The 18,618-nt window shown below is 60.9% G+C and carries 23 protein-coding genes; 3 read left to right on the top strand and 20 right to left on the bottom strand.

Annotated features, from left to right (window positions below; all coding sequences use genetic code 11):
• Positions 1-5: 5 nt before the first annotated feature.
• From EJA72_RS26375 to EJA72_RS26290, 19 genes are all read right to left on the bottom strand, one after another.
• Positions 6-1,850 carry a phage tail protein gene (locus EJA72_RS26375; RefSeq protein WP_157714806.1) on the bottom strand — a complete coding sequence of 615 codons (1,845 nt, stop codon included), beginning with the start codon at positions 1,848-1,850 and terminating at the stop codon, positions 6-8.
• 8 nt (positions 1,851-1,858) lie between these two features.
• Complete coding sequence (locus tag EJA72_RS26370; RefSeq protein WP_157714805.1) at positions 1,859-2,383, bottom strand: phage tail protein; 525 nt, start codon at positions 2,381-2,383, stop codon at positions 1,859-1,861.
• The gene (locus EJA72_RS26365; protein ID WP_157714804.1) at positions 2,376-3,551 is read right to left on the bottom strand and encodes a baseplate J/gp47 family protein; all 1,176 of its coding nucleotides are present in this window, start codon (positions 3,549-3,551) and stop codon (positions 2,376-2,378) included. The genes EJA72_RS26370 and EJA72_RS26365 overlap by 8 nt, the downstream gene beginning before the upstream one ends.
• Positions 3,548-3,865, bottom strand: coding sequence for a DUF2590 family protein (locus EJA72_RS26360; protein WP_157714803.1), 318 nt, complete (start codon positions 3,863-3,865; stop codon positions 3,548-3,550). Before EJA72_RS26360 ends, EJA72_RS26365 begins: the two co-directional genes overlap by 4 nt.
• Complete coding sequence (locus EJA72_RS26355) at positions 3,862-5,835, bottom strand: phage tail tape measure protein (RefSeq protein ID WP_157714802.1); 1,974 nt, start codon at positions 5,833-5,835, stop codon at positions 3,862-3,864. The genes EJA72_RS26360 and EJA72_RS26355 overlap by 4 nt, the downstream gene beginning before the upstream one ends.
• A gap of 7 nt (positions 5,836-5,842) precedes the next feature.
• The gene (locus tag EJA72_RS29870; RefSeq protein WP_372240752.1) at positions 5,843-6,010 is read right to left on the bottom strand and encodes a hypothetical protein; all 168 of its coding nucleotides are present in this window, start codon (positions 6,008-6,010) and stop codon (positions 5,843-5,845) included.
• Positions 6,007-6,297 (bottom strand): putative phage tail assembly chaperone, encoded by a 291-nt coding sequence (locus tag EJA72_RS26350; RefSeq protein WP_157714801.1) that lies wholly within the window; start codon positions 6,295-6,297, stop codon positions 6,007-6,009. Before EJA72_RS26350 ends, EJA72_RS29870 begins: the two co-directional genes overlap by 4 nt.
• A complete protein-coding gene (locus EJA72_RS26345) occupies positions 6,294-6,806 on the bottom strand; it encodes a lysis system i-spanin subunit Rz (protein WP_157714800.1) in 513 nt (170 codons plus the stop codon). Before EJA72_RS26345 ends, EJA72_RS26350 begins: the two co-directional genes overlap by 4 nt.
• Complete coding sequence (locus EJA72_RS26340) at positions 6,803-7,330, bottom strand: lysozyme (RefSeq protein ID WP_157714799.1); 528 nt, start codon at positions 7,328-7,330, stop codon at positions 6,803-6,805. Before EJA72_RS26340 ends, EJA72_RS26345 begins: the two co-directional genes overlap by 4 nt.
• Positions 7,327-7,533 (bottom strand): hypothetical protein, encoded by a 207-nt coding sequence (locus tag EJA72_RS26335; protein WP_157714798.1) that lies wholly within the window; start codon positions 7,531-7,533, stop codon positions 7,327-7,329. Before EJA72_RS26335 ends, EJA72_RS26340 begins: the two co-directional genes overlap by 4 nt.
• Positions 7,530-7,742, bottom strand: a complete 213-nt coding sequence (locus EJA72_RS26330) for a TraR/DksA family transcriptional regulator (RefSeq protein WP_157714797.1) — start codon at positions 7,740-7,742, stop codon at positions 7,530-7,532. The genes EJA72_RS26335 and EJA72_RS26330 overlap by 4 nt, the downstream gene beginning before the upstream one ends.
• Entirely contained in the window at positions 7,742-8,194 is a 453-nt protein-coding gene (locus EJA72_RS26325) for a DUF2597 family protein (RefSeq protein ID WP_157714796.1), read from the bottom strand. The genes EJA72_RS26330 and EJA72_RS26325 overlap by 1 nt, the downstream gene beginning before the upstream one ends.
• A gap of 3 nt (positions 8,195-8,197) precedes the next feature.
• On the bottom strand, positions 8,198-9,313 hold the full coding sequence (locus EJA72_RS26320; RefSeq protein ID WP_157714795.1) for a DUF2586 domain-containing protein: 1,116 nt from the start codon (positions 9,311-9,313) through the stop codon (positions 8,198-8,200).
• 11 nt (positions 9,314-9,324) lie between these two features.
• Positions 9,325-10,005 (bottom strand): phage virion morphogenesis protein, encoded by a 681-nt coding sequence (locus tag EJA72_RS26315; RefSeq protein ID WP_157714794.1) that lies wholly within the window; start codon positions 10,003-10,005, stop codon positions 9,325-9,327.
• Positions 9,995-10,438, bottom strand: coding sequence for a phage tail protein (locus EJA72_RS26310; protein ID WP_157714793.1), 444 nt, complete (start codon positions 10,436-10,438; stop codon positions 9,995-9,997). The genes EJA72_RS26315 and EJA72_RS26310 overlap by 11 nt, the downstream gene beginning before the upstream one ends.
• Positions 10,435-10,905 (bottom strand): head completion/stabilization protein, encoded by a 471-nt coding sequence (locus EJA72_RS26305; protein WP_157714792.1) that lies wholly within the window; start codon positions 10,903-10,905, stop codon positions 10,435-10,437. The genes EJA72_RS26310 and EJA72_RS26305 overlap by 4 nt, the downstream gene beginning before the upstream one ends.
• Positions 10,906-11,002: 97 nt before the next feature.
• Positions 11,003-11,737 (bottom strand): phage terminase small subunit, encoded by a 735-nt coding sequence (gene gpM / locus EJA72_RS26300; RefSeq protein WP_178129594.1) that lies wholly within the window; start codon positions 11,735-11,737, stop codon positions 11,003-11,005.
• The gene (locus EJA72_RS26295; RefSeq protein ID WP_157714791.1) at positions 11,734-12,753 is read right to left on the bottom strand and encodes a phage major capsid protein, P2 family; all 1,020 of its coding nucleotides are present in this window, start codon (positions 12,751-12,753) and stop codon (positions 11,734-11,736) included. Before EJA72_RS26295 ends, gpM begins: the two co-directional genes overlap by 4 nt.
• Before the next feature lies 1 nt (position 12,754).
• Positions 12,755-13,672: a GPO family capsid scaffolding protein gene (locus EJA72_RS26290; RefSeq protein WP_157714790.1), complete on the bottom strand. Its 918-nt coding sequence runs from the start codon at positions 13,670-13,672 to the stop codon at positions 12,755-12,757.
• A 163-nt stretch (positions 13,673-13,835) separates the two neighbouring features.
• Here EJA72_RS26290 and EJA72_RS29440 point away from each other — a divergent pair, with 163 nt between their 5' ends.
• The 3 genes from EJA72_RS29440 (at position 13,836) to EJA72_RS26275 (ending at position 17,007) form a co-directional block, all read left to right on the top strand.
• Positions 13,836-15,893 (top strand): terminase large subunit domain-containing protein, encoded by a 2,058-nt coding sequence (locus EJA72_RS29440; protein ID WP_157714789.1) that lies wholly within the window; start codon positions 13,836-13,838, stop codon positions 15,891-15,893.
• Positions 15,832-16,674, top strand: coding sequence for a phage portal protein (locus EJA72_RS26280; RefSeq protein ID WP_256679779.1), 843 nt, complete (start codon positions 15,832-15,834; stop codon positions 16,672-16,674). The genes EJA72_RS29440 and EJA72_RS26280 overlap by 62 nt, the downstream gene beginning before the upstream one ends.
• Positions 16,675-16,746: 72 nt before the next feature.
• Complete coding sequence (locus EJA72_RS26275) at positions 16,747-17,007, top strand: ogr/Delta-like zinc finger family protein (protein WP_157714787.1); 261 nt, start codon at positions 16,747-16,749, stop codon at positions 17,005-17,007.
• A gap of 703 nt (positions 17,008-17,710) precedes the next feature.
• Here the strand turns inward: EJA72_RS26275 and EJA72_RS26270 are convergent.
• Entirely contained in the window at positions 17,711-18,445 is a 735-nt protein-coding gene (locus EJA72_RS26270; protein ID WP_157714866.1) for a hypothetical protein, read from the bottom strand.
• Positions 18,446-18,618 lie beyond the last annotated feature (173 nt).

Here is an 18,618-nt window from a genome sequence, read left to right as displayed (position 1 = left end):
ATGCCTCAGATCAGTTTGATTCGGCCTGGATAGGCAATGTTTCGGGGATGCACGCGGTTCGGTGCAGAATTGATAACGCCGCCCGATCCTGTCTGCTGGTAGTAGTTCCAGGGCTGTACACCGCCGTCCGCTGTCGCATCCATATCGCTCAACCCAACGAATAATGCGGAGCCATCGCCACCGACAAACCCTTGGATGCCGGTCGCCTTCTGACGACTGCCCGCCTTGCGTCCTACATCGATGCCCCGGGTGTCGTCCAGGATTCGAAGAAACTCGGCCCGGCCTTCTGGACCCCGAAATGTCGACACGCCATCGCCGGAAGTCCAGCCACCCTCCATGCCGACGCGAGCCGCTTCGGTGGTCAGCATTTCGGATTGCTGCGCGTGGTCCCATGTCCACGGCCATTCCGAACGAATGAGTTCCGAGCCATTAAAGGCGCCATAACCACCCGGGCTGAACAACGTGGTGGTTTCGAAAACCGGCCGACCCAGTGGCGTACTGTCGAAACGGCCAATCGGCCACCAGTTACCAGCACCGTCGCTGCGGACGTGCCAGTAGTCGCCCGCGCCCATCAGGATAAAAAACGGGTAGCCACTCGCTTTGAGGTGCGTGTGAAACTTGATCTTGTCTGTTCCGGACGCTTGCACCACCAGACGATTGCCGGTGTTGTCGGTGCGGCGAACGATGAAGTCAATCACCCCTAACGCGGCGTTCGAAGCCGGCAGTGTGATGGTGCGACCCGCCGCGCTGGCATCGACCAGGACTAAACCGCGTTCAGCCGCTGTCAGCACTTTGTTGACGGCAAAATTGGACGTCTGCACACAGATCGATTTCCACACTTTGCCCACCGCCTTGGACGTTGCCAGGCTTTCGGAATCATCCAACTCCAGACTGTCGCTCTTGGCGTTGGGCAAGTTGCCCAGGTCGACGTCATCCTTGGTCGTTGCTCGCGCACGCAGTTGCTCGTAGTCACCGATTCGCGCCGCGAAATGAGTCACCAACGGCCCGCTGATCGCCTCGACGGAGCGGCGATCGATCAGGGTATTGGCGTTGGTCAGGTCCGCGATCGCCACGCAGTAATGACGCACGCCGGCGCTGTCGGTGAAGTCGGGCTTATCAGCGCCGAACACCACCTGCCAGCTGGCAACGACATCGCTCATTTCGCGCTGAAGCGCAACGTCGAGCCAGACCGTGGTGGGGAATGCCGGCGGCACGATCGGCAGAGCGGCCGTGCGCTCCAGGCGGATCCCGTCGATGTAAGCAGTCCCCGGTTTGACCTGGTAAACGCTGCCGACCTTTTCCACCTGCAGCGAGCTGCCGAAAAAGCACGCTCGCCCGAAGATGTCCCGATTGCTCAAGCGCTCGCGCTCATCGATGCCGGCCAAGCGCACAGTGAAGTCGTGCTGCCAGGTGCTGGCATCAATGGTGATGCCGGTCAGCGCCTGGGCGCCGTCGAAAGCCACCAGGAAGTTGCGCGTCAGGTTGTTGCCAATCTGCAGCGGCGGGATGTTGCGGCGTTTGATCTGCAGCGGCACGTAGGCCACGGCAAACAACACACCTTCAGCCGTCTCCAAGCCGATCCAGTTGAAATCCCAGTCGCCAATGTCAGAGCCGATCTGCGAGCTGTACACGACCTGGTTGGGATTCACATAGCCGGCATTTTCGCCCGGGATGTCGTAGACGTGGACGATCTGTCCAGCGGCTGGTTTGGGTGCTGCGCGATCGACCGGCCCACTGGGGTCAAGCCCAGGGACGTTGGCAAAAATGAAGCGCACCACGTCAAGGCCCTGCTGGGCGACGTGCTTCTGCGCAATCAGGCTTTCACCCGCAAGGGTAATACTGGCTCCCATGGGGGCTCCTAAAGGCTGGCAACCAGCGTTTGCTGGTCATCGTTGAAGTCGACCACGGCGATACGAAACGGCACCGGTGTGATGGTCACGAAGTCATAGCGGCGGCAGGTGCGGCCGTATTGTTGAATCAACACCCGCAACAGCTCGGGGTTTTGCGCCAGTTGGGTGTCGGAGAAACGCAGCAGCACCACGTCCCAATCCCGATCGGGCATGCGCTCCTCGATCTCGACGTAACCGACGCCCAGGCGCTGCAGAATGCGTTTCATTCCGGCGGTGCTGCCGGCGTCCACCGCGTTGATGAAGGCGTACTTCACGCGCAGGCGGTAAAGCGGCTCGGGCTCGCCCTTGAAGCGGGTGATGTCGCGCTGCCAGGCGAGCAGATCGAGCACGGTCAGGTGGCAGGTTTCGGCGTCCATCTGCAGCAGCGGCCAGCGCATCCAGCCTTCCACCGTTTCCCACCAGGACTGCGCCGCTGCCTTGAGCTTCGAGGGCTCTGCGCCGTCGAGCCAGAAGGGCAATTCGAGCTTAATCATGGAGCGTTACCTGCAGCGTCTGGATCCGGGGAATGCTCAGCTCGGACAGAATGTCGGTGTTGGTAAAGCGCAACGACTCAAGGCTGGCGAACTGCTGGTGCAATTCCTCGCCGAGGCGGCTGAACGAAAAGCGCGACTGCGGGAAGGTCAGCGTCGGCTGATAGTCCTTGGCGCTGCTTTCACGGAATGCCGCCCGAATGAACAGCTCGACGTCGGCCTTGAGCGCGGTACGTTGCACCTCCGTGAGTGTCGATCGGGGCCAGATGTCCACGGCGATGTTGGCCAGGGTTTCGGGCATGACCATCACCAGCAGATCATCACCGTGGCCGTGATTGCCCTCGTCGCGGATTTTGGCGTTGATCTGCACCAGGTACTCGGCGGCGGGCACGCCGGCCTCGAACAGGACAAAGGCATTCGCGCTGCCCGGGCCACGGGGTGCGTCGTGTTCGAAGTACACACCGTCGGGCTGCACGCCGGGAAACGCGGCGATAAGGGCGCGATACACCGCATCGGTATGCCACTGGTTGACCGCCGAGAACTGGTTGCGCACGCGCAGACGCAGGTCATCATCCAGTTCTTGGTCCGCACCTGGTGAGGACAACCAATCGTCGGTGTTGGTGACCGAGACGATGCCTGGTACCGGGACCGGCAAAACCCCGTAGTAACCCGGGGCCAGGTTAAAACCACTGCCCTCCTCGACCGCCTCCACCGGAATCTGCAGCTGCAGCAGTCCATCGGTGAAGTTGCCCACCGCTGTGGTCACCAGCTGATAGACGTGGCCGTTGATCGAGCTGGATTGCACCAGGGTGCCGATCGGCACCTGCAGCGCACCACCCGATACCGCCCGGGTAAACAGAATGGTGCCCTTCGACTTCACCGCGCTTTTGCGGGTGACGTTGACCGCCCAGGCGAGCATGTCCAGCCAGGTGCCGGTGGCCGTCTTTACGAAGAAATTTGGCAACACGGTGTCACTAACGAAGGTCAGCAGCCAAAGCACCGGTTTGGTCACCAGCGCGGTGACCACACGCCAGAACGGCGAATAGCTGCTGGTGTTGGCCAGCTTGCTACCCTGGGCGGTTACTTCGGCCTCCCACGCCTGGCGCAATGCAGCCTCGGTGGTGGGAATACCGGCGTCGGCCAGCGCCTGTTTGAAATCCACGTCGCTCAAAGGGTTACCTCGATATCGCCGAATTTGATGGTTTTGGCCGTGACCAGGTACTGGCCGGGCTCCAGCTGGGTGATCCGGGCAGTACCGGGTACCAGGCGCACGTCGTCCTCGACCAGCAGTTCCAGCTGCTGGATGCAGTCGCGCTGTTTCAGGCGATTGCGCTCGGCCACCAGGGTCACCAGCAGCCCGGTCTCTCGGATCATGTGTGCGATGTCCTGGGCGATGCAGGCCCGGTCCTCGACCGGTACCGGCTGGCGGCTCGCGTCCAAAGCGAAGTCGTTGCCGACGATCAACAGATCCAGGTATTCACTCATCCCGGTACCGCCATGCCGATCATGTTTTCCAGCTCCAGTTGGTTCATCGGTTTGCTGTTGGTCAGGTTCAGGTTTTCAACGTGGACGCCTTGGTTTTGCGTCTGGCTGTTGTTGTTCTGGATGGTGCGCAGGAAGCCACCCTGCGGCACGGCCGTAGGTCCCGAAGGGGAAATGCTGCCGGTGCTGGAGCGCAGTTGTTCCTGCGTTTGCGGGTCGACCGGTACCGACACCCCCGGTACGTCCGGTACCTTGGGCAAGCTGCCGAACGACGCCTCAATGTTCACGCCCGGGATCTTGTTCAGCAGGTCAATAAGGCTGCTGATGGCATCGGTGAAGATCGACACGATGCCGTCCCACGCCGCGCTGGCCATGCCCGACCAGCCACCCATGGAGCCGAACCAATCCGACAGGGCCTGCAGCTGCTCGGACACCCACTTGAACGCGGCCGTGTTCATCAGCGCCGAGGTCCATTGGTCCCAGTAAGCAACCGCCGCGACGACGGCTGCGACCAAGGCCACGATGCCCACAATGATCAGCAATACGGGGTTGGCCAGCATGGCGGCATTGACCAACCAAATGGCCCCCTGCCAGAGCAGCATTGCGCCCCGGACGATGCCCATCCAGGTGTACATGCCGACCAGGCCGACCACAAAGGCGCTGATCATCACGGCGTGCACCAGGAACATCGCGATGCTGCGAAAACCTGTCCAGGTCAGCACCTTCCAGATCGTGACCAGGGACAGCCACACCAGCTTGCTCAGCCCGACAACCGCGGTCAGTGTGGCCATCGCGCCGGCAAGGCCGAGGATGATCAGGACAACGATGCCGATGGCCCGGGTGATGTTGGGAAAAAGCTGCGTCCAGCGCGTCAGCGTCGACGCAATGCCCACCAGTCGATCCATCAACGGCGTCAGCAAGGGGATCAGCGATTGACCGAAGGCGATGCGCAACGCTTGCACGGCGGCCCCGAACTGTTGCCACGGGTCCACCATGGCTTTGGCCATCTGCTCGGCGGTTTCCAGTCCGCGCACCTTGCCCAACTGGTCGAGCCCGTTTTTCAGCCGGTCGGTATCCTTGGCCAGCGCGCCAATGACCTGGGCACCCTCACCACCGAATGCATCCAGCAACTTCGCACTGGCCGAGGCGCTATTGAGATCGCCCAGCTTGCCCTGGAGCGTGTCCAGGACTTGAAGGATCGGCAGCATCTTGCCCTGCCCGTCCGTCAACTTGACGCCCAGTTTTTCGGCACCGGCGCCGGCGTTCTCAAAGAACGCCTTGTAACGTCCGCCGGCGTCGCCGCCTTCCATGGTGCTGCTGAGGCTACCGATCACCGCGAACTGTTCGGACAGGTCAACGCCGAAGCTGGTGGCGATCGCCCCGACTTCCTTGAAGGCGTCTTTCAACTGCGCGCCATCGGTGCGGAACAGCTTCACCGCCAGCGCCGTTTGGCCACCGAGCTTCTCGGCCCATTCAGTTCGGCCCATGGCATCGGCCTGGCCCTTGAACAGGTTGTACATGGTGCCGACATAGGCACTCATGGTTTCCGCATCACTCTTGGTAGCCTTGGCCAAGATGTTGCTGGTGTTGGTGATCGAGGTCAGCTGACTGGCGCTCAATCCTTTGATCGCACCGTCGACGGCCGCCGCCGACGCGACAAAATCCTGAGCACTGGCGGCGTAATCGACCGAGAATTCCAACGCTTTCTGATTGAGCGAGGACAATGCATCCTCGGCAATGCCCAGCGATCGGACCTCACCGAGCGCCCGGTTCATCTCAAGCGCCGGCTCCAGCGATTCAGTGATGGCCACGCCGGCCCCGACCATTCCAGCAAGGCCTGCGCCCACCTTGATGATGTTCTGCTGGCCCTGATTGGCCAGGTCCGAAAAGCTGGTTTTCACCTTGCCCAACGGGGCGCTGACCTTGTCGGTCAGACTGAGAATGAAAGCCAGGCGGGCAGCGCGATCAGCCATGGGTGTCCTATCCGTTCAGCGCGTAGGCGATGCCGTTGGCAACAGCGATCTCCATCCGGCGCCAGTGTTCGTCTTCCAGCCACTTGGCCGTGCCCATGCTTTCAATCGTGGGCTCTGCACCAGGTAGCCAGCGGGAGGTCAGGGCAACGAGCTGCCCTAACCCGTCTTCCTTCAGGCCTTCAGCGTGCCCGAGGACTTTTTTACGATGATTTCAACGTCCGGGGCGTACTCCTCCAGGAGCGCGCCGGCGATGGTCATGGTTTGCACCGGGTTGGCCAGCAGTGTCTTGAGCGCGGCTTTCTGCTCCTGCTGCACGGTACTCACCAGCAGGTTGTTGGCCGGTGCCACCTTGTTGTTGTTGGTGGTGGAGTTGAAGTACTTCGTCACGTCCGCCGGCGTCAGGTGGAACAGGAATTCTGCGTCGCCGATTTCCAGGGTGATGTCGCGGTTTACGTCAGTCATTGGGGTGCATCCATTTGAGGGTTGGGGGTTGCCGCCGGTGAACGTTGAATTACCAGCAGTAGGTGGTCCTGCAGGCCGAGAATCATTTGCTTGCTCAGGGCGAGCTGATCTCGGAGGGTGAAATAATCCGGTCTAGCGTCTGCTGCGAGTTCGGCGGTGCCTGCATCAGCCACGCCGCCGGCGCCGGTGGTGGCGGGCACGACGGGGACGGTGCAGGTGGCACGGACTGGCAGCCGCTTAACGCCATCGTCAACAGCGCGGCGCAGAGCAAGGTTTTTGTTCTGTTCATCGTTCAATTCCCGGGTGCGTTGTTGGTCAATCCGGTCGCGGGCCGCGAGCATTTCGCCGCTGATCCGGGCCGCCTCGCGCAATCCGTCCCGTTCGCTCACCGCGCTGTCACGTTCGCGTATCGCGTCGTCGCGTTGATCCATGACCCAATCGAATGCGGTCCAGAGCACGAAGCCGACGAGCAAGGTGCGAAGTAACAGCTGCAGAGGGCCGATGTTCATTTGGCGCACAGCTCCGCTTCGGCCCGGCGCCGGTTATGTAGCCCGGGTACGAACACTTTTTTGCCCTGGGCGTTGGTGACGTACGACCAGACTGGTGTTCTGCCGTCAGACGCCCAGGCCAAGGCCTTGCAGCCTTCGGCAATGCGACCGGCGTTGATCAGGCCCACTGCACGACTGGCGCAGGTGTTGGCGGTGCCGACGTTGTGTCCGTGGCTGCTGAGCGCGTCGAAGGTGTTTTGGCCGATCGCCTCATTGCTCAGACAGTCAGCCAGCTGCAGCTGGCCCTTGCGAACCACCAGGCTTTCCACCTCGGCGCAGCGAGCGTCGGACCAGTAGTCGCCCACAATCACCGGCACGGGGCTGGTGTGACGGGTGATGCCCATGCACACAGTCGGCAGTCCCCCGGCCAGTTTGTCGGCATAGACGACGTTCTGCCCGTTGCCTTCCCAAGTGCCGAGGAAGGCTGTCAGCGTGCCGCTGCAGAGCACCAGAGCGCCGGCTACGATCTTGTTACGCAGGCTCATAGCTTGACCTTCCAGTCGCGCAGCATCTGACGGTACTTGGGGACCAGCAGCAGGATCTGCAGCACCATGTAAAGCGCGGTCAGCATGTAGGCGACCGCCGACCAATCGACGGTGCCCGTTACACCAGTGGCAGCCACACCAATTGCGGGTGACGCCTTGGCCAAGGCAACGGCAGTGTCCTGGGCAACCTGATTCGCGCTCATCGCCGAACCTCTCTTTCAAAAATGGACTGGCAAGGCACGCAACGCGTCATCCCGCCGAGCGCCTGGCGCGCAGCTGGAATCTCGTTGTCGCAGTCCTCGCAATGGGTGCGGCTTGGCCCGCTCGGCCGCTTGCACGCCAGTTGTGCCTTGATGGCTTGCTCGCGCTGCCGCAGCTCAAGCGCCTGGGCACGGTCGAACGGGCAAACCATCAGGTCAGACCCTCGATCTCAGCCGCGTCCAGGTACGGCACGCCGTTGATCTTCACGAAGTCCGGACTGGTGACGTCGTACGGGATCTTGTGCTTGTTCTTCTCGGCACCTTTGGGATCGATGCTCAGCAGGCTGGACAGGCGCAACTTGCAACCGAACGCCTCGATGCGCAGCTCTTCTTCACCGGCCTTGGCGAAGAACACGACGTCGAACGGTTCCAATGCCCGGAAGCTGCCGGCGGTTTTGGCCGCTTCGATCAGCAGGTTGAAGTTAGTGGTGTCCAGCTCGATCTCGCCGGCAGCGGCCACATCCCCGTCGACGTGGCCGTTGGGCACGCCTTTGGTCTGCGCCACGGCGGTGTTGTCCGTGATATCCAGGGTGCAGCTCTCGACGTGTACCTGCAGATCGCCCAGGTTCACGTCAAAGTTCTTACCGCCAATCTTTGCCGCCATGGGTTACTCCGTATCGTCGGTGGAAAGATCCAGCGCGATGTTCGCGGTCAGGTCTTTCGGGCAGTTGAGGGGGCGCAGCTTGATGTACGCCTCGACGCTGGTTTTGCTGGTCCAGGACAGAACGATGTCGCCGTCCCTGGGCTGCTCGATCTCGCCCGGGAATACTTGGCCAGCGAAGGTGGTGGACTTCGCCATGGCACGCAGGGGCGCCATCAGGGCGTTGACGTTCACGGCCATGCTGTTGGGAGAGTTGTTCAAGCGGCGATCGGCGACGCGGCGGATCAGCAGCGGGCGGATCTGGCGAGCGGCCTTGTCGGTGACACGCAGGTATTCGATCACCAGGAAATCGCTGCCCGGTGCATCGAGCATGTTGCCGTCGCCCCAGTACACGCCTGGGTAGTCCGGATACGTCTGGCTGACCGAGAAGCGCGCCTTGTCCAGCTCGGCACGCAGCGCAGACTGCAGGGGCACGCCATCTTTGTCGGACGGCACAGGCCCCAAGCCCAGCAAAGAACCAGAGGCCACGCGCATCGGACTGTCGGCGATGCTGGTAGCGGCATTGGCCAGACGACCAGCCAGAACGCCCAAATCGTTGCCGTGCAGCTGCGGCACGACCAGGACACGCGGTGCGGACAGATTCAGCGTGATTGCCTTCTGCGCGGTCAGGTATTCCGCCCAGGTCTTCGTCGGATCGATGCCGGCGGTGGCCGCCATCACAAAAACACGGCGACCGAAGGTATTGCTCAGTTCTACGGCAGCGTCGTGCATTGCCGACAGATCAGCTCCGTCTTCAACCGGTGTCGTGATCACGACACCTTCAACCGAGTAGCCTTGCTGCTGAGCCTTCTGCAGTGCGTCTTGCCACCCGCCATTAGCGGCGATGGGAGCGGACAAGCAGGCCCAGCGATCGCCGCCATTCAGGCGCGCAGCGGTGATTTGGGTTTTCAGATCGCTGACCGGGATGCCGAGCTGTACATCCAGATCGCTGTCAGTGTTCAAGGGAATCAGCGAGCCGACGTTTTTGGCGCCGACACCGATGAAAAGGAAATAGCGTTCAACCGCTGTCACAGCGCCCTGGCTGAGATTGAGGTTGTTAACGCTGACTTTGCCGAGTGCCATGCAGTGCCTCGCTAGCGGGGAGAATTAAGGATTTGTTGCAGCACCTGGTTAACCAGCAGGCTGGTGTCCCGATCGGTGCTCACGCCGAGGAACTGGCGTTTTGGCAGGGTGATGTCCCAGCTTTGCGCACCAGTGGATTCGGTTTTTTGGTCGTCCAGGATGCGGATCAACAGACCCGCCTTGGCGTAGTTCACGTGCTCTTGAATCCACGCCACAGACGGACGTGTGAGGCTCTTTTTGCCTTCCTGCCGGACCTTGAAACCCAGACGACGCAGGCGCTTGGCCTGCTTTTCCGTCGCAGCGAGGCCGGGAGGTGTTTTGTTCCATTTGCGCATCTGCGCGGCGGTGCGGCGTTCCGACACGCCGTTGTGTTGCTGCGATGCCACCCAGCGGGTCAGCGTGTTGCGCCAGCCCAGCTCGGCCTCATCGGCATTCACACGGGTGACCATCAGCAATTTGCCGAGGCCCGCTTCCATCTTCTTTTTGCCCTTACCGTCGCCCTTGCGCGGTGCGAACGGAGTGCCATCGACGTTCTGCTGGCTGCGGATCCGTTGGCGGCTCATGCTGCGCACGCGCTTGGTGACGTTGTTCAACAGACGCCGGCGCAACTGTGGCGGCAGACTCAGCAGTGCCAGTTGTTCCTGAACACCCAGGTAACCGCGCACGTCGAGTTCGAAGGTGCTACGCGCCATCGCCGATCACCTCGCCGCGCTCTGCCACCCACAAATCGAACGGGACGAACGACCAGGTCTTTCCGTAAGCGATGATTTCGCCGTCGGGGTCTTCGGCCAGGTACTGGGGCTCGGTGAATTCCAGCTTGATGTCGACGTCAGCCAGATCGTCGTCGAGCATGGTGATGTCGAATACCGCCGGCTGCAGGTCGTCGCGGTCGTCGTCATTGGTTTCCAGCCAGCTTCCGACCAGCGCCATCAGACGGCCGGGGTGATCGGCGAAGCGCTCGAGCACAATGGTCGCGGTGTAGTTCATATCGCCCATGTGCATACCCTGCTCGCCCGGCTTCCAGATCAGCTCTAGGTTGACCTGGTCAGTCCAGCTGTCGAGCTGCTCGGGCGCCACGAGTTGGCGTTCGATCAGGTACGCGGTCAGCGCCTTGAGCTTGGTCATAGCAGTGCCGCCGTGATTCGGCCACGGCCCTGCAGCGACCGGACGGCTTGCTGGCTGAACTGCAAGAAGGTCTCGCCACGCTCCGGCAGTTCCTTGCCAGTGTTTTCCGCACTTTCGCGGCGCGTCACAGTGGCGAACTGAGTCAGCAAGCTGGCCTTGGCGCGGCAGTACACGGCACGTTTGTAGAGCATGACCTTGTGGGCGTATGCCCACTCAGCGGGGCTTGCCGCACCGGATGCGGCCTCCAAATTCGACACTCCAGAGACCTGCAGGATGGATTTCACGGTGGCCAGATCGGCGCTGACCTCAATCATCGCCGTGGTCAACTCAGTGGCCAGCATGTCTACCAGGTACTCCGCCGGCAGGCGGTAACCCTTCTGAAACTCAGCCACGGAGAGGTTCGGCCAAAAGCCGTCGTTCTCGATCGCCTGTTCCACAAAGGTGGTGGGTTTCCCGGAAAAGCTCATTGCTGGCCACTCAAATAGGGCGGGGAGCCTGTTTTCAGTGGGACGGTCCATAAATGGGCTGCTCACTTCCACAGGTCCCCGCTGGGGGGGTAGTCGGTTATTCGGAGGCCGATGTGGCCGGTGTTTTTGCCAGTTCCTTGGCCAATGCCTTGCGGCATTTCTCGATGCGGGTGTTGTTACCAGCTGCCGCGTGCAACGCGGTTGAACGTTCCAGATGCTTGATCGCGGTTTCCCACTGCTGAGCATCCTGGGCGCGCATGCCGATCAACTTGTGGTACTTGCTCGGGATCTGCTCTGTCAGGTCCCATTCGCCGTCTACACGAGGCAACAGGTCGGACAGATAAGGTTCCGGGCTACGGGTGGCGTTGTATTCGGCGTAAGCCCACTCGATGACGGCATCCGCGACAAAGGTCTGGATGTCGCGGCGCTTGAAGCGCTCCGGCATCTGCTGACCCTGCTCGATCAGGAAGTCCGCCAGTTCCAAGGCATCTTCAAACTGGGCGGTGTCGAACAGCCAGACCATCACCTGCACCACAACGCGGTTCGGAAAGTTCAGCCCCGATTCGCAATAGCGCTGGACGTACTCCTGGTACTTGGGCAGCAGCTCTTCGCGCTTGAGCGATTGTTTGCTGGCCAGGTTCTTGAGGTCACTCAGGCGTTGCAGATCCACGTCCAGCGCCGCTTCCTGCAGCAGCAAGTGTTTGCGGGCATTGGCCGGGCTGCTCAACGCGTCAGCCGGGGTGTACGCCATGGCTGCACTCGAAACGCCTGCAGCTACAGCAACTACACCCAAGGCCAGGGTGCGGCGCTTGTGCGCCAGGGCCAGACTCACGCCACCAGCTCCACGTTCTCGGTCAGAGCGATCTTCTCCAACTGCTCGATCACGTAACCTTCGTTGCGGCTGTTGTAGTCCTCGACGCGGGAGCGTTTCGGGTTATCAACCGTCTGCTTGCGCCAGCTGGTGTCCTGGAAGTAGATCGACAGGTTGTCCCAGCTGGTGACCAGCACGGCGTTGACCGGGAAGTTCGGCACGCTGAACGCCGGCAGGCCGCCATAGGTCGCGATGACCTGGGCGTTTTCGATACGCTCTTTCTCGGTCGGGGCATCACCTTGTTTGGTGTACAGCTTGGCCTTGTCAGCGGCGAGCAAGTCGGTGCCGATGATGGCGACCAGGTCACCGTCTTCGCGCAGGATCTCGTCGACCATTTGTTTGGTGTCGTGCACCAGGGCATCAAGATTGGCGTAGTCGCCACCGGCGCCCAACTTGACCTTGCCAGCAGTGGCACCCTCTTTGAGCACCTGCTGCGGGGCCTGCTCACGCAGTTGTTGCAACCAGCCTTTGTTCACGTCCTGCAGCTTGGGATTGGCCGCCAGGTCGGTCTGAGTAGCCGCGCTGGTGCCGTTGAAGCCAATGACAATCCGGTCCTGGGCAATGCGCTTCTGCACAGCGGCGGAATAACGATCCTGGAAGTCGGGGAATTTCGCCCAGGCATCGATCTTGGCGTACGGCAAGCCCACATCGGACTGGGTATCCACCAGCTCGTAGGTGGTGTGTTCCAGCGCCGACGCGTCCTTGGCATCGCGGTCAGTGGTCTTGGTGTTGACGCGGCCAGTGACCGGACCATTGACACCGATGAACACCTTTTCACCCTTGATCTCACTGACCGGGATGACGTTGATGCGCTCCAGGAAGTCAGCCTTGGCGGTGATCGCGTCGTTCAGTTCCTGCGCGATCGAAGGCTCGACGCTGAACATGCGACTGGCACGTTCGACGCCGTAGGACTCAGCCATTGCCAGCTGCAGTGCGGAAAATTGCTTGGCGCCATTGGCGCTCAGTGGCTGGGCCATGTCAGAGCACCTTCTTCTTGGCGGTGGTCACCGGGCCAGCATTGCGCGGCAACTGGCGACCGGTGGGAGTGTTCTGAATCGCAGTGAACTGCTTTTGCAGACCAACCAGTGCAGCCAGCACGGCTTTGTTCGAAGCACCGCCGTTGCGACTGAATTCGCGCTCTTCTTCGGCAGTGGTGACGATCGCGTCGACTGCTGCAGTGACGTCGTCGATCGGTGCTTGATCGGGTTCTGGTGCCTCTTCAGCTGCAGGCTCAATCACAGCCTGAATGCCGGCAGCGACAACCAGCAGCTGCGCCAGCAGGGCTTTTAAGGCCGTTGCGGTAGCTTCATCCATTGGGGGTTTGCTCTCGGTTGGGGGGGTAGGTTTGGCAGGCTCGGTGTCCGCTGCAAAGCGCTTGAACAGGCCGGTGAGCAAGCCGATCAGCTTGCCGACTTCGCCCTGGGGTTCTTCTTCGAATGAGCCCAGCTCAACGGACGCGGCGTAAAAGGCGTCTTTGTGGGTTTTCTTTGAAAAGTAGAGTTCCTGAGTGCCCAAGCTGGCGGGTTCATCGGTCACGCCCAGGCCGGTCAGATAGGCTTTGCCACTGCCGGCGAAGTTCGGGGTGATCTCGATGCTGGTGAACAACTTCTGGCCCTGGTCATTCAGGTACAGCAGTCGATCGTTGGGCTTGAGCTGGGCTTCCAGAGCAATTTGCCCCTCTTCCAGATCGTCGCCCTCTTCCACCAGCCGCAAGGCATAGACGGTGCCGTGGGAACCCGACCAGCGTTCGTGGTCACACCAAATCACAGCGGTGTACTTGGACGGCTTGTAGGTCTCAGCGATGTCGCGCAGTTCCTGGGGAAGGATCTCGCGACCATCGGCGGTGGTGCCGCTGGTGGCGACACGTTTCCAGAACGAAACAAGGGAACGGGGCATGGGCGATAACTGCGCTCAATCGGTGATTTGAGCCGCCAAGATATGGAGCCAAACGCCCTCTAACAAACGGTTCAACTGCGCGTTTCTCCTAGATTCGCGATCTAGGAGAAACGCGGAATTTAACCCCGCGTTTCCAGCGTTTTCGCCGCATAGACTGCGGCTCATGTACTACTCGACCGAAGTTAAAGAAGCCGCCAAACGTCTGTTTCTGCGCCGCTGTAAGGCCAAGGAAATTCAGGCGCAACTCAACCTGCCCAACATCCGGATCGTCTATTACTGGATCCGCCAGGGCGGCTGGGAAGACATGCTGTCGGACGAAGAACCACTGACCGCTGTCGGTCGGCGTATCACCCTGCTCCTGGACAAGGTCGGCAGCCTGTCAAAGGACGATCTGAACGAGCTGGACCGACTGACCGGCGTGCGCGAGCGGCTGCTCAAGCAAGCGGCCAAACCGGCGTCCCCAGCGGCAACGCTCGGAGATGACCAGGGCGAGCCCCAAGAATCTCGCCAGCGTTCGCGGGGCGATCGCTCCGGCCGTGGCGAAGGTAGCGGCAAGAAACGCGAGAAGAAGGCCAAGAACGACATCAGCGGCCTGACCGAAGTCGACTTCCTGGATAAGTTCATCAGCAAGATGTACCGCTACCAGCAGGAGCTGTTTGCGGCCAAACAAAACCCGCTGACATGCCGGATCCGGAACATCCTCAAAAGTCGCCAGGTGGGCCTGACTTACTACTTCGCCGGCGAAGCGTTCATGGACGCGGTGCTCACCGGCGACAACCAGGTGTTCCTGTCGGCCAGCCGATCGCAGTCGGAGATTTTTCGCAGCTACATCATCCAGTTTGCTCAGCAGTGGTTCGGCATCGAGCTGACTGGCAACCCCATCACCCTGAGCAACGGCGCCGAGCTGCGCTTTCTCAGCACCAACAGCAGCACCGCCCAGGGCTACCACGGGCACGTCTACGTCGACGAATATTTCTGGATCCGCGACTTCGAGAAGCTGAGCACCGTGGCCAGCGCCATGGGCACCCACAAGAAGTGGCGCAAAACCTACTTCTCGACGCCCAGCGCCGTGTCGCATCAGGCGTATCCTTTCTGGTCCGGTGAGGAATTTCGCAACAGCAAGCGCGGGAAAAAGGCCGGCGGCAGCTGGCCAATCGAAGCGGCCTACACCCAGGGCGCGCTATGCCCAGACGGCCAATGGCGCAAGACCATCACCATCCAGGATGCGATCGACGGCGGCTGCGATCTGTTCGACCTCGAGCAGCTGCAACTGGAGTACGACGAGGACAAATTCCAGCAGCTGTTCTACTGCAAGTTCATTGACAGCACACAGAGCGCGTTCAGCCTCAAGGACCTGGAGCGCTGCTACTCCGACCTGTCGCTGTGGGAGGACTACAAGCCCGACGACGATCGGCCATTTGGCAACAGTCCGGTCTGGCTGGGCTACGATCCGAGCCGCACCCGCGACGATGCCACCTGCGTGGTCATCGCGCCGCCACTCGAACCCGGGGCGAAGTTCCGCATCCTGGAGAAACACAGCTGGCGGGGGCACTCGTTCACCTACCAGGCCGCCCAGGTCAAGAAGCTCACCGAGCGTTTCAACGTCCAGCACATCGGCATCGATGTCACAGGCGTGGGTTACGGCGTGTTCGACCTGGTGCGCGATTTCTACGCGAAAGCCACGCCGATCCACTACAGCCTGGAAGCCAAAAACGCCCTGGTGCTCAAGGCCCAGGACACGATTTCGGGTAGCCGCATCGAGTGGGAAGCCGGCTGGACCGACATTGCCCAGGCATTCCTGACCATCAAGCGCGGCACCACCAACAGCGGCCAGGTCACCTACAGCGCTTCACGCACCGATGCTACCGGCCACGCCGACATCGCCTGGGCGGTCATGCACGCCCTGGCCAACGAACCCTTGAACACCAACAAGCGGCGACGCAGCCGCTACGTCACGAGTGGAAACAATGCCCAAGCCTCGACACAAAAAACGCCAGGTCAACCAGCAGGTGCGACAGCCTCAGCCCATGCGGGCATTCACCTTCGGGGAACCCGAGCAGGTGTTGTCGGGGAACATCGGCGAGTACGTGGGGGTGTTCCCCAGCGACGACGGGGATATCTACAAGCCGCCGGTATCACGCACCGGCCTGGCCAAGCTGCTGCGCGCCAACGCGCACCACGGCGCCATTCCGAAGTTCAAGCGCAACCTGTTGCTGCGTGAGTTCATCCCCTCGGCCGGCTGCAGTGCCCAGACCATGGGCTGCGCAGGTCTGGATTACATGGTGTTCGGCGATGCGTTCTTCTATCGCGATACCAATGCTTTCGGCCAGGTGCTGGAGCTGCAGCACCTGCCGGCGATCAACATGCGGGTGAAGGTAGACGGCGGTTTCCGGATGCTGCTGCCGGACAACAAGTACATGGACTTCGACCAGGACGAGATCGAGCACGTCATGGATTACGACGTCGAGCAGACCATTTACGGCATTCCGGATTACCTGGGCGGCCTACAGGCGCTACTGCTCAACGAAGCCGCGACCCTGTTCCGCCGGCGCTACTACAGCAACGGCGCGCACGCGGGTTACATCTTCTACACCAACGACCCGGACCTGACCGAAGAGGACGAAGAAAACCTGCGTGCCCAGATCAGTGCCAGCAAGGGCGTGGGCAACTTCCGCTCGATGTTCGTCAACATTCCCAACGGCAAGGAGAACGCCATTCAGATCATTCCTGTGGGGGATTTTCAGGCCAAGGACGAGCTGGAGAAGGTCAAGAACATCACCCGCAACGACGTGATCGCCGCCTGGCGAATGAACCCTGCGCTGGCCGGCATCATCCCGGAAAACAGCGCCGGCTTTGGTGATATCGAGAAGATCGATCGGGTCTACACCAGCAACGAGATCCGGCCGATCTGCCAGCTGTTTAACCAGGTCAACGACACCCTGCGACAAGACAGGAGAATTAGCTGGAGAACCCCTGATGAAGAAGCAAAAACCACTGACTAAATAGACAGTATTTAGTGATTATCACCATCGGTGACGGCATAATGATGGCTCTGCAACCCTGGGGAGGGAAACATGCGAATTTACTGCACGGCCTGCGACCACAAAGGGCGCATCAGTTCACGGGAGGAGATTACCCGGGGCTATGTGAAGCTTTACTGCCAGTGCTTGGACGCGCAGTGCGGACACACATGGGTATCCGAACTGACTTTCAAGCACTCATTGCGGCCACCGGGACAACGCTTCGACACACTTCTACTGGAGAGAATCAGAAGCTTGCCGGCGGAGCAGCAGCAAGAACTGTTCCTGCAGGTCGGCTCCTCGCAACGAGGCTGACCACAGGACCAGGTTCGCAACCTCTCCGACGCATCCAAGCCTCTCCGCTCCCGTGCCCACAATGGGCATCTCTCAACATCGATCTCGAATCATGCATCGCAATGCCTGCACCGCAGGCATATAAGCCGCCAGCACAATCTGAGCTGATACTAACAATCTCGGCGCGGCGGAACCCGCGCAGCGGCCGGTTGTCCGACAAATTCGCACCCAAAAATCTGAGCAGCGCCGACCGATACTGCCCGCGAGCGCTGCCCGTGAAACTTGCAGCTCACCTCGGCGCGCCCAATTGCCGCTTTGAGCCCGCAGGATCCCCGGCACGGAGTGCAGGGCATCCAGCATGGGTGCAGGGCACTGCCCTGCCGCTGGGCGGGCGCGTAGCCCGCGATCCTCATAAAAAGCTGAGCGCAGCGAACTGAGCCCTTGGGCGAAGGCATCATCTTGTACCCAACACACTGACCCTGTGGACACCTCGAAAGTCTCTTTTTTATACCCTTTGGGGATGCTGAGTGGGGTTTAAAATTCCATTTAATTCAAAGGGATCCTGGATGCCTTTTCCAAACGCCGGCGGCACAGAGAAATGACGAGGGAAAATGGGCGCGCACGTGGCCGTTTGCCTGCAGGACGGTGCATGCCGGCAGAGTTGGCACAGGAGTGAGGTGTTTTTTCGATGGACAGGCGTGGCCTGGCCTCGCGGGAGCCGCGATTATTTCGGAAGGGTGGAGTCTTTCTTGACCTGGATGCTACGCAGTAGGCGTGCCACTGATTGGTCAACGTCGCCTGAGCTCTTGTCGGGCTTCAGGGGAGGTTTGGTGCCCCCGGATGAACCGCTGGCCGGGGTCATTATTTCTGACTGACTGTGAGTCTGAGCCGCCTTGCGCGCCTCGCTCTTTTCCCAGTTCCTACGGGACTGCTGTCGCCGTAGTTCCTCTAAGGAGGCCTTTTCTTGACGCGCTGCACGAAGCCCGCTGATCTCTCGAAGCTCCTTTTCCCTCTTCTTAATCGCCGCTTTCTTGGCCCGAAACCAAAGGTAGCGCACGCCAAGGTCAGCGAAGAACTTTTCAGTGAAGCGCACCAGGACGCGCGTCCGCACAAGGTTAAGTCCTGCCTCGTCCTTTTCTTCCAGCTGCACTTTTTCAATGCGCCGGTAAACGTAACCGGCCAGATCCAGGCTGTGCATGAGGCGATTGAGAGACGCAGGGGACATATCGCTATCTTCAGCTACACCGCACTGGGTGTTGAGGAAGTACTGCCCTCGCTCGATATCAAGCCATCCCAGGACGCCGGTGGCCAAGTCCAGGCGCAGCAGCATTTGCTCGGATGCCTTGGCCAAAGCGTCGAATTTCTCGGAACGGGTGCGGCGACCACCATGGATGGTGTCCAGGTCGCGCAGGTACTGCCCGCGCAGTTCGCCAATCTGGCTCAGTCGCGAGAATGCCATGCGTAGCAAAGGGTTTTTCAGTTGCTGGGCAGTGAGACGACGCGGAGCTGTGTACCGTGGGGCTCGAATTGGTGCGCGCAAGGCGGCGTGCGGATCTTTCTTGTCGCGATGAACGACAGCAGGTCGGCCCTTGTTGGGGCTGCCCTTGCGGCTGCTTGCCGATCGCGAGTGGA

The organism is Pseudomonas sp. PB120 (assembly GCF_009761815.1).
GTDB lineage: Bacteria > Pseudomonadota > Gammaproteobacteria > Pseudomonadales > Pseudomonadaceae > Aquipseudomonas.
Note: the sequence above shows the minus strand (reverse complement) of the source record. Positions and strands in the feature narration are given on the sequence as shown.

Bases quoted from the DNA above. Each gene is read 5' to 3' on its own strand.
- EJA72_RS26360 (WP_157714803.1), bottom strand. From the start codon at position 3,865: ATGAGTGAATACCTGGATCTGTTGATCGTCGGCAACGACTTCGCTTTG.
- EJA72_RS26290 (WP_157714790.1), bottom strand. From the start codon at position 13,672: ATGCCCCGTTCCCTTGTTTCGTTCTGGAAACGTGTCGCCACCAGCGGC.
- EJA72_RS26295 (WP_157714791.1), bottom strand. From the start codon at position 12,753: ATGGCCCAGCCACTGAGCGCCAATGGCGCCAAGCAATTTTCCGCACTG.
- EJA72_RS26315 (WP_157714794.1), bottom strand. From the start codon at position 10,005: ATGGCGCGTAGCACCTTCGAACTCGACGTGCGCGGTTACCTGGGTGTT.
- EJA72_RS29440 (WP_157714789.1), top strand. From the start codon at position 13,836: ATGTACTACTCGACCGAAGTTAAAGAAGCCGCCAAACGTCTGTTTCTG.
- EJA72_RS26270 (WP_157714866.1), bottom strand. From the start codon at position 18,445: ATGGCATTCTCGCGACTGAGCCAGATTGGCGAACTGCGCGGGCAGTAC.
- EJA72_RS26335 (WP_157714798.1), bottom strand. From the start codon at position 7,533: ATGAGCGCGAATCAGGTTGCCCAGGACACTGCCGTTGCCTTGGCCAAG.
- EJA72_RS26350 (WP_157714801.1), bottom strand. From the start codon at position 6,297: ATGACTGACGTAAACCGCGACATCACCCTGGAAATCGGCGACGCAGAA.
- EJA72_RS26310 (WP_157714793.1), bottom strand. From the start codon at position 10,438: ATGACCAAGCTCAAGGCGCTGACCGCGTACCTGATCGAACGCCAACTC.
- EJA72_RS26370 (WP_157714805.1), bottom strand. From the start codon at position 2,383: ATGATTAAGCTCGAATTGCCCTTCTGGCTCGACGGCGCAGAGCCCTCG.
- EJA72_RS26325 (WP_157714796.1), bottom strand. From the start codon at position 8,194: ATGGCGGCAAAGATTGGCGGTAAGAACTTTGACGTGAACCTGGGCGAT.
- EJA72_RS26375 (WP_157714806.1), bottom strand. From the start codon at position 1,850: ATGGGAGCCAGTATTACCCTTGCGGGTGAAAGCCTGATTGCGCAGAAG.
- EJA72_RS26345 (WP_157714800.1), bottom strand. From the start codon at position 6,806: ATGAACATCGGCCCTCTGCAGCTGTTACTTCGCACCTTGCTCGTCGGC.
- EJA72_RS26320 (WP_157714795.1), bottom strand. From the start codon at position 9,313: ATGGCACTCGGCAAAGTCAGCGTTAACAACCTCAATCTCAGCCAGGGC.
- EJA72_RS26330 (WP_157714797.1), bottom strand. From the start codon at position 7,742: ATGGTTTGCCCGTTCGACCGTGCCCAGGCGCTTGAGCTGCGGCAGCGC.
- EJA72_RS26305 (WP_157714792.1), bottom strand. From the start codon at position 10,905: ATGAGCTTTTCCGGGAAACCCACCACCTTTGTGGAACAGGCGATCGAG.
- EJA72_RS26275 (WP_157714787.1), top strand. From the start codon at position 16,747: ATGCGAATTTACTGCACGGCCTGCGACCACAAAGGGCGCATCAGTTCA.
- EJA72_RS26355 (WP_157714802.1), bottom strand. From the start codon at position 5,835: ATGGCTGATCGCGCTGCCCGCCTGGCTTTCATTCTCAGTCTGACCGAC.
- EJA72_RS26340 (WP_157714799.1), bottom strand. From the start codon at position 7,330: ATGAGCCTGCGTAACAAGATCGTAGCCGGCGCTCTGGTGCTCTGCAGC.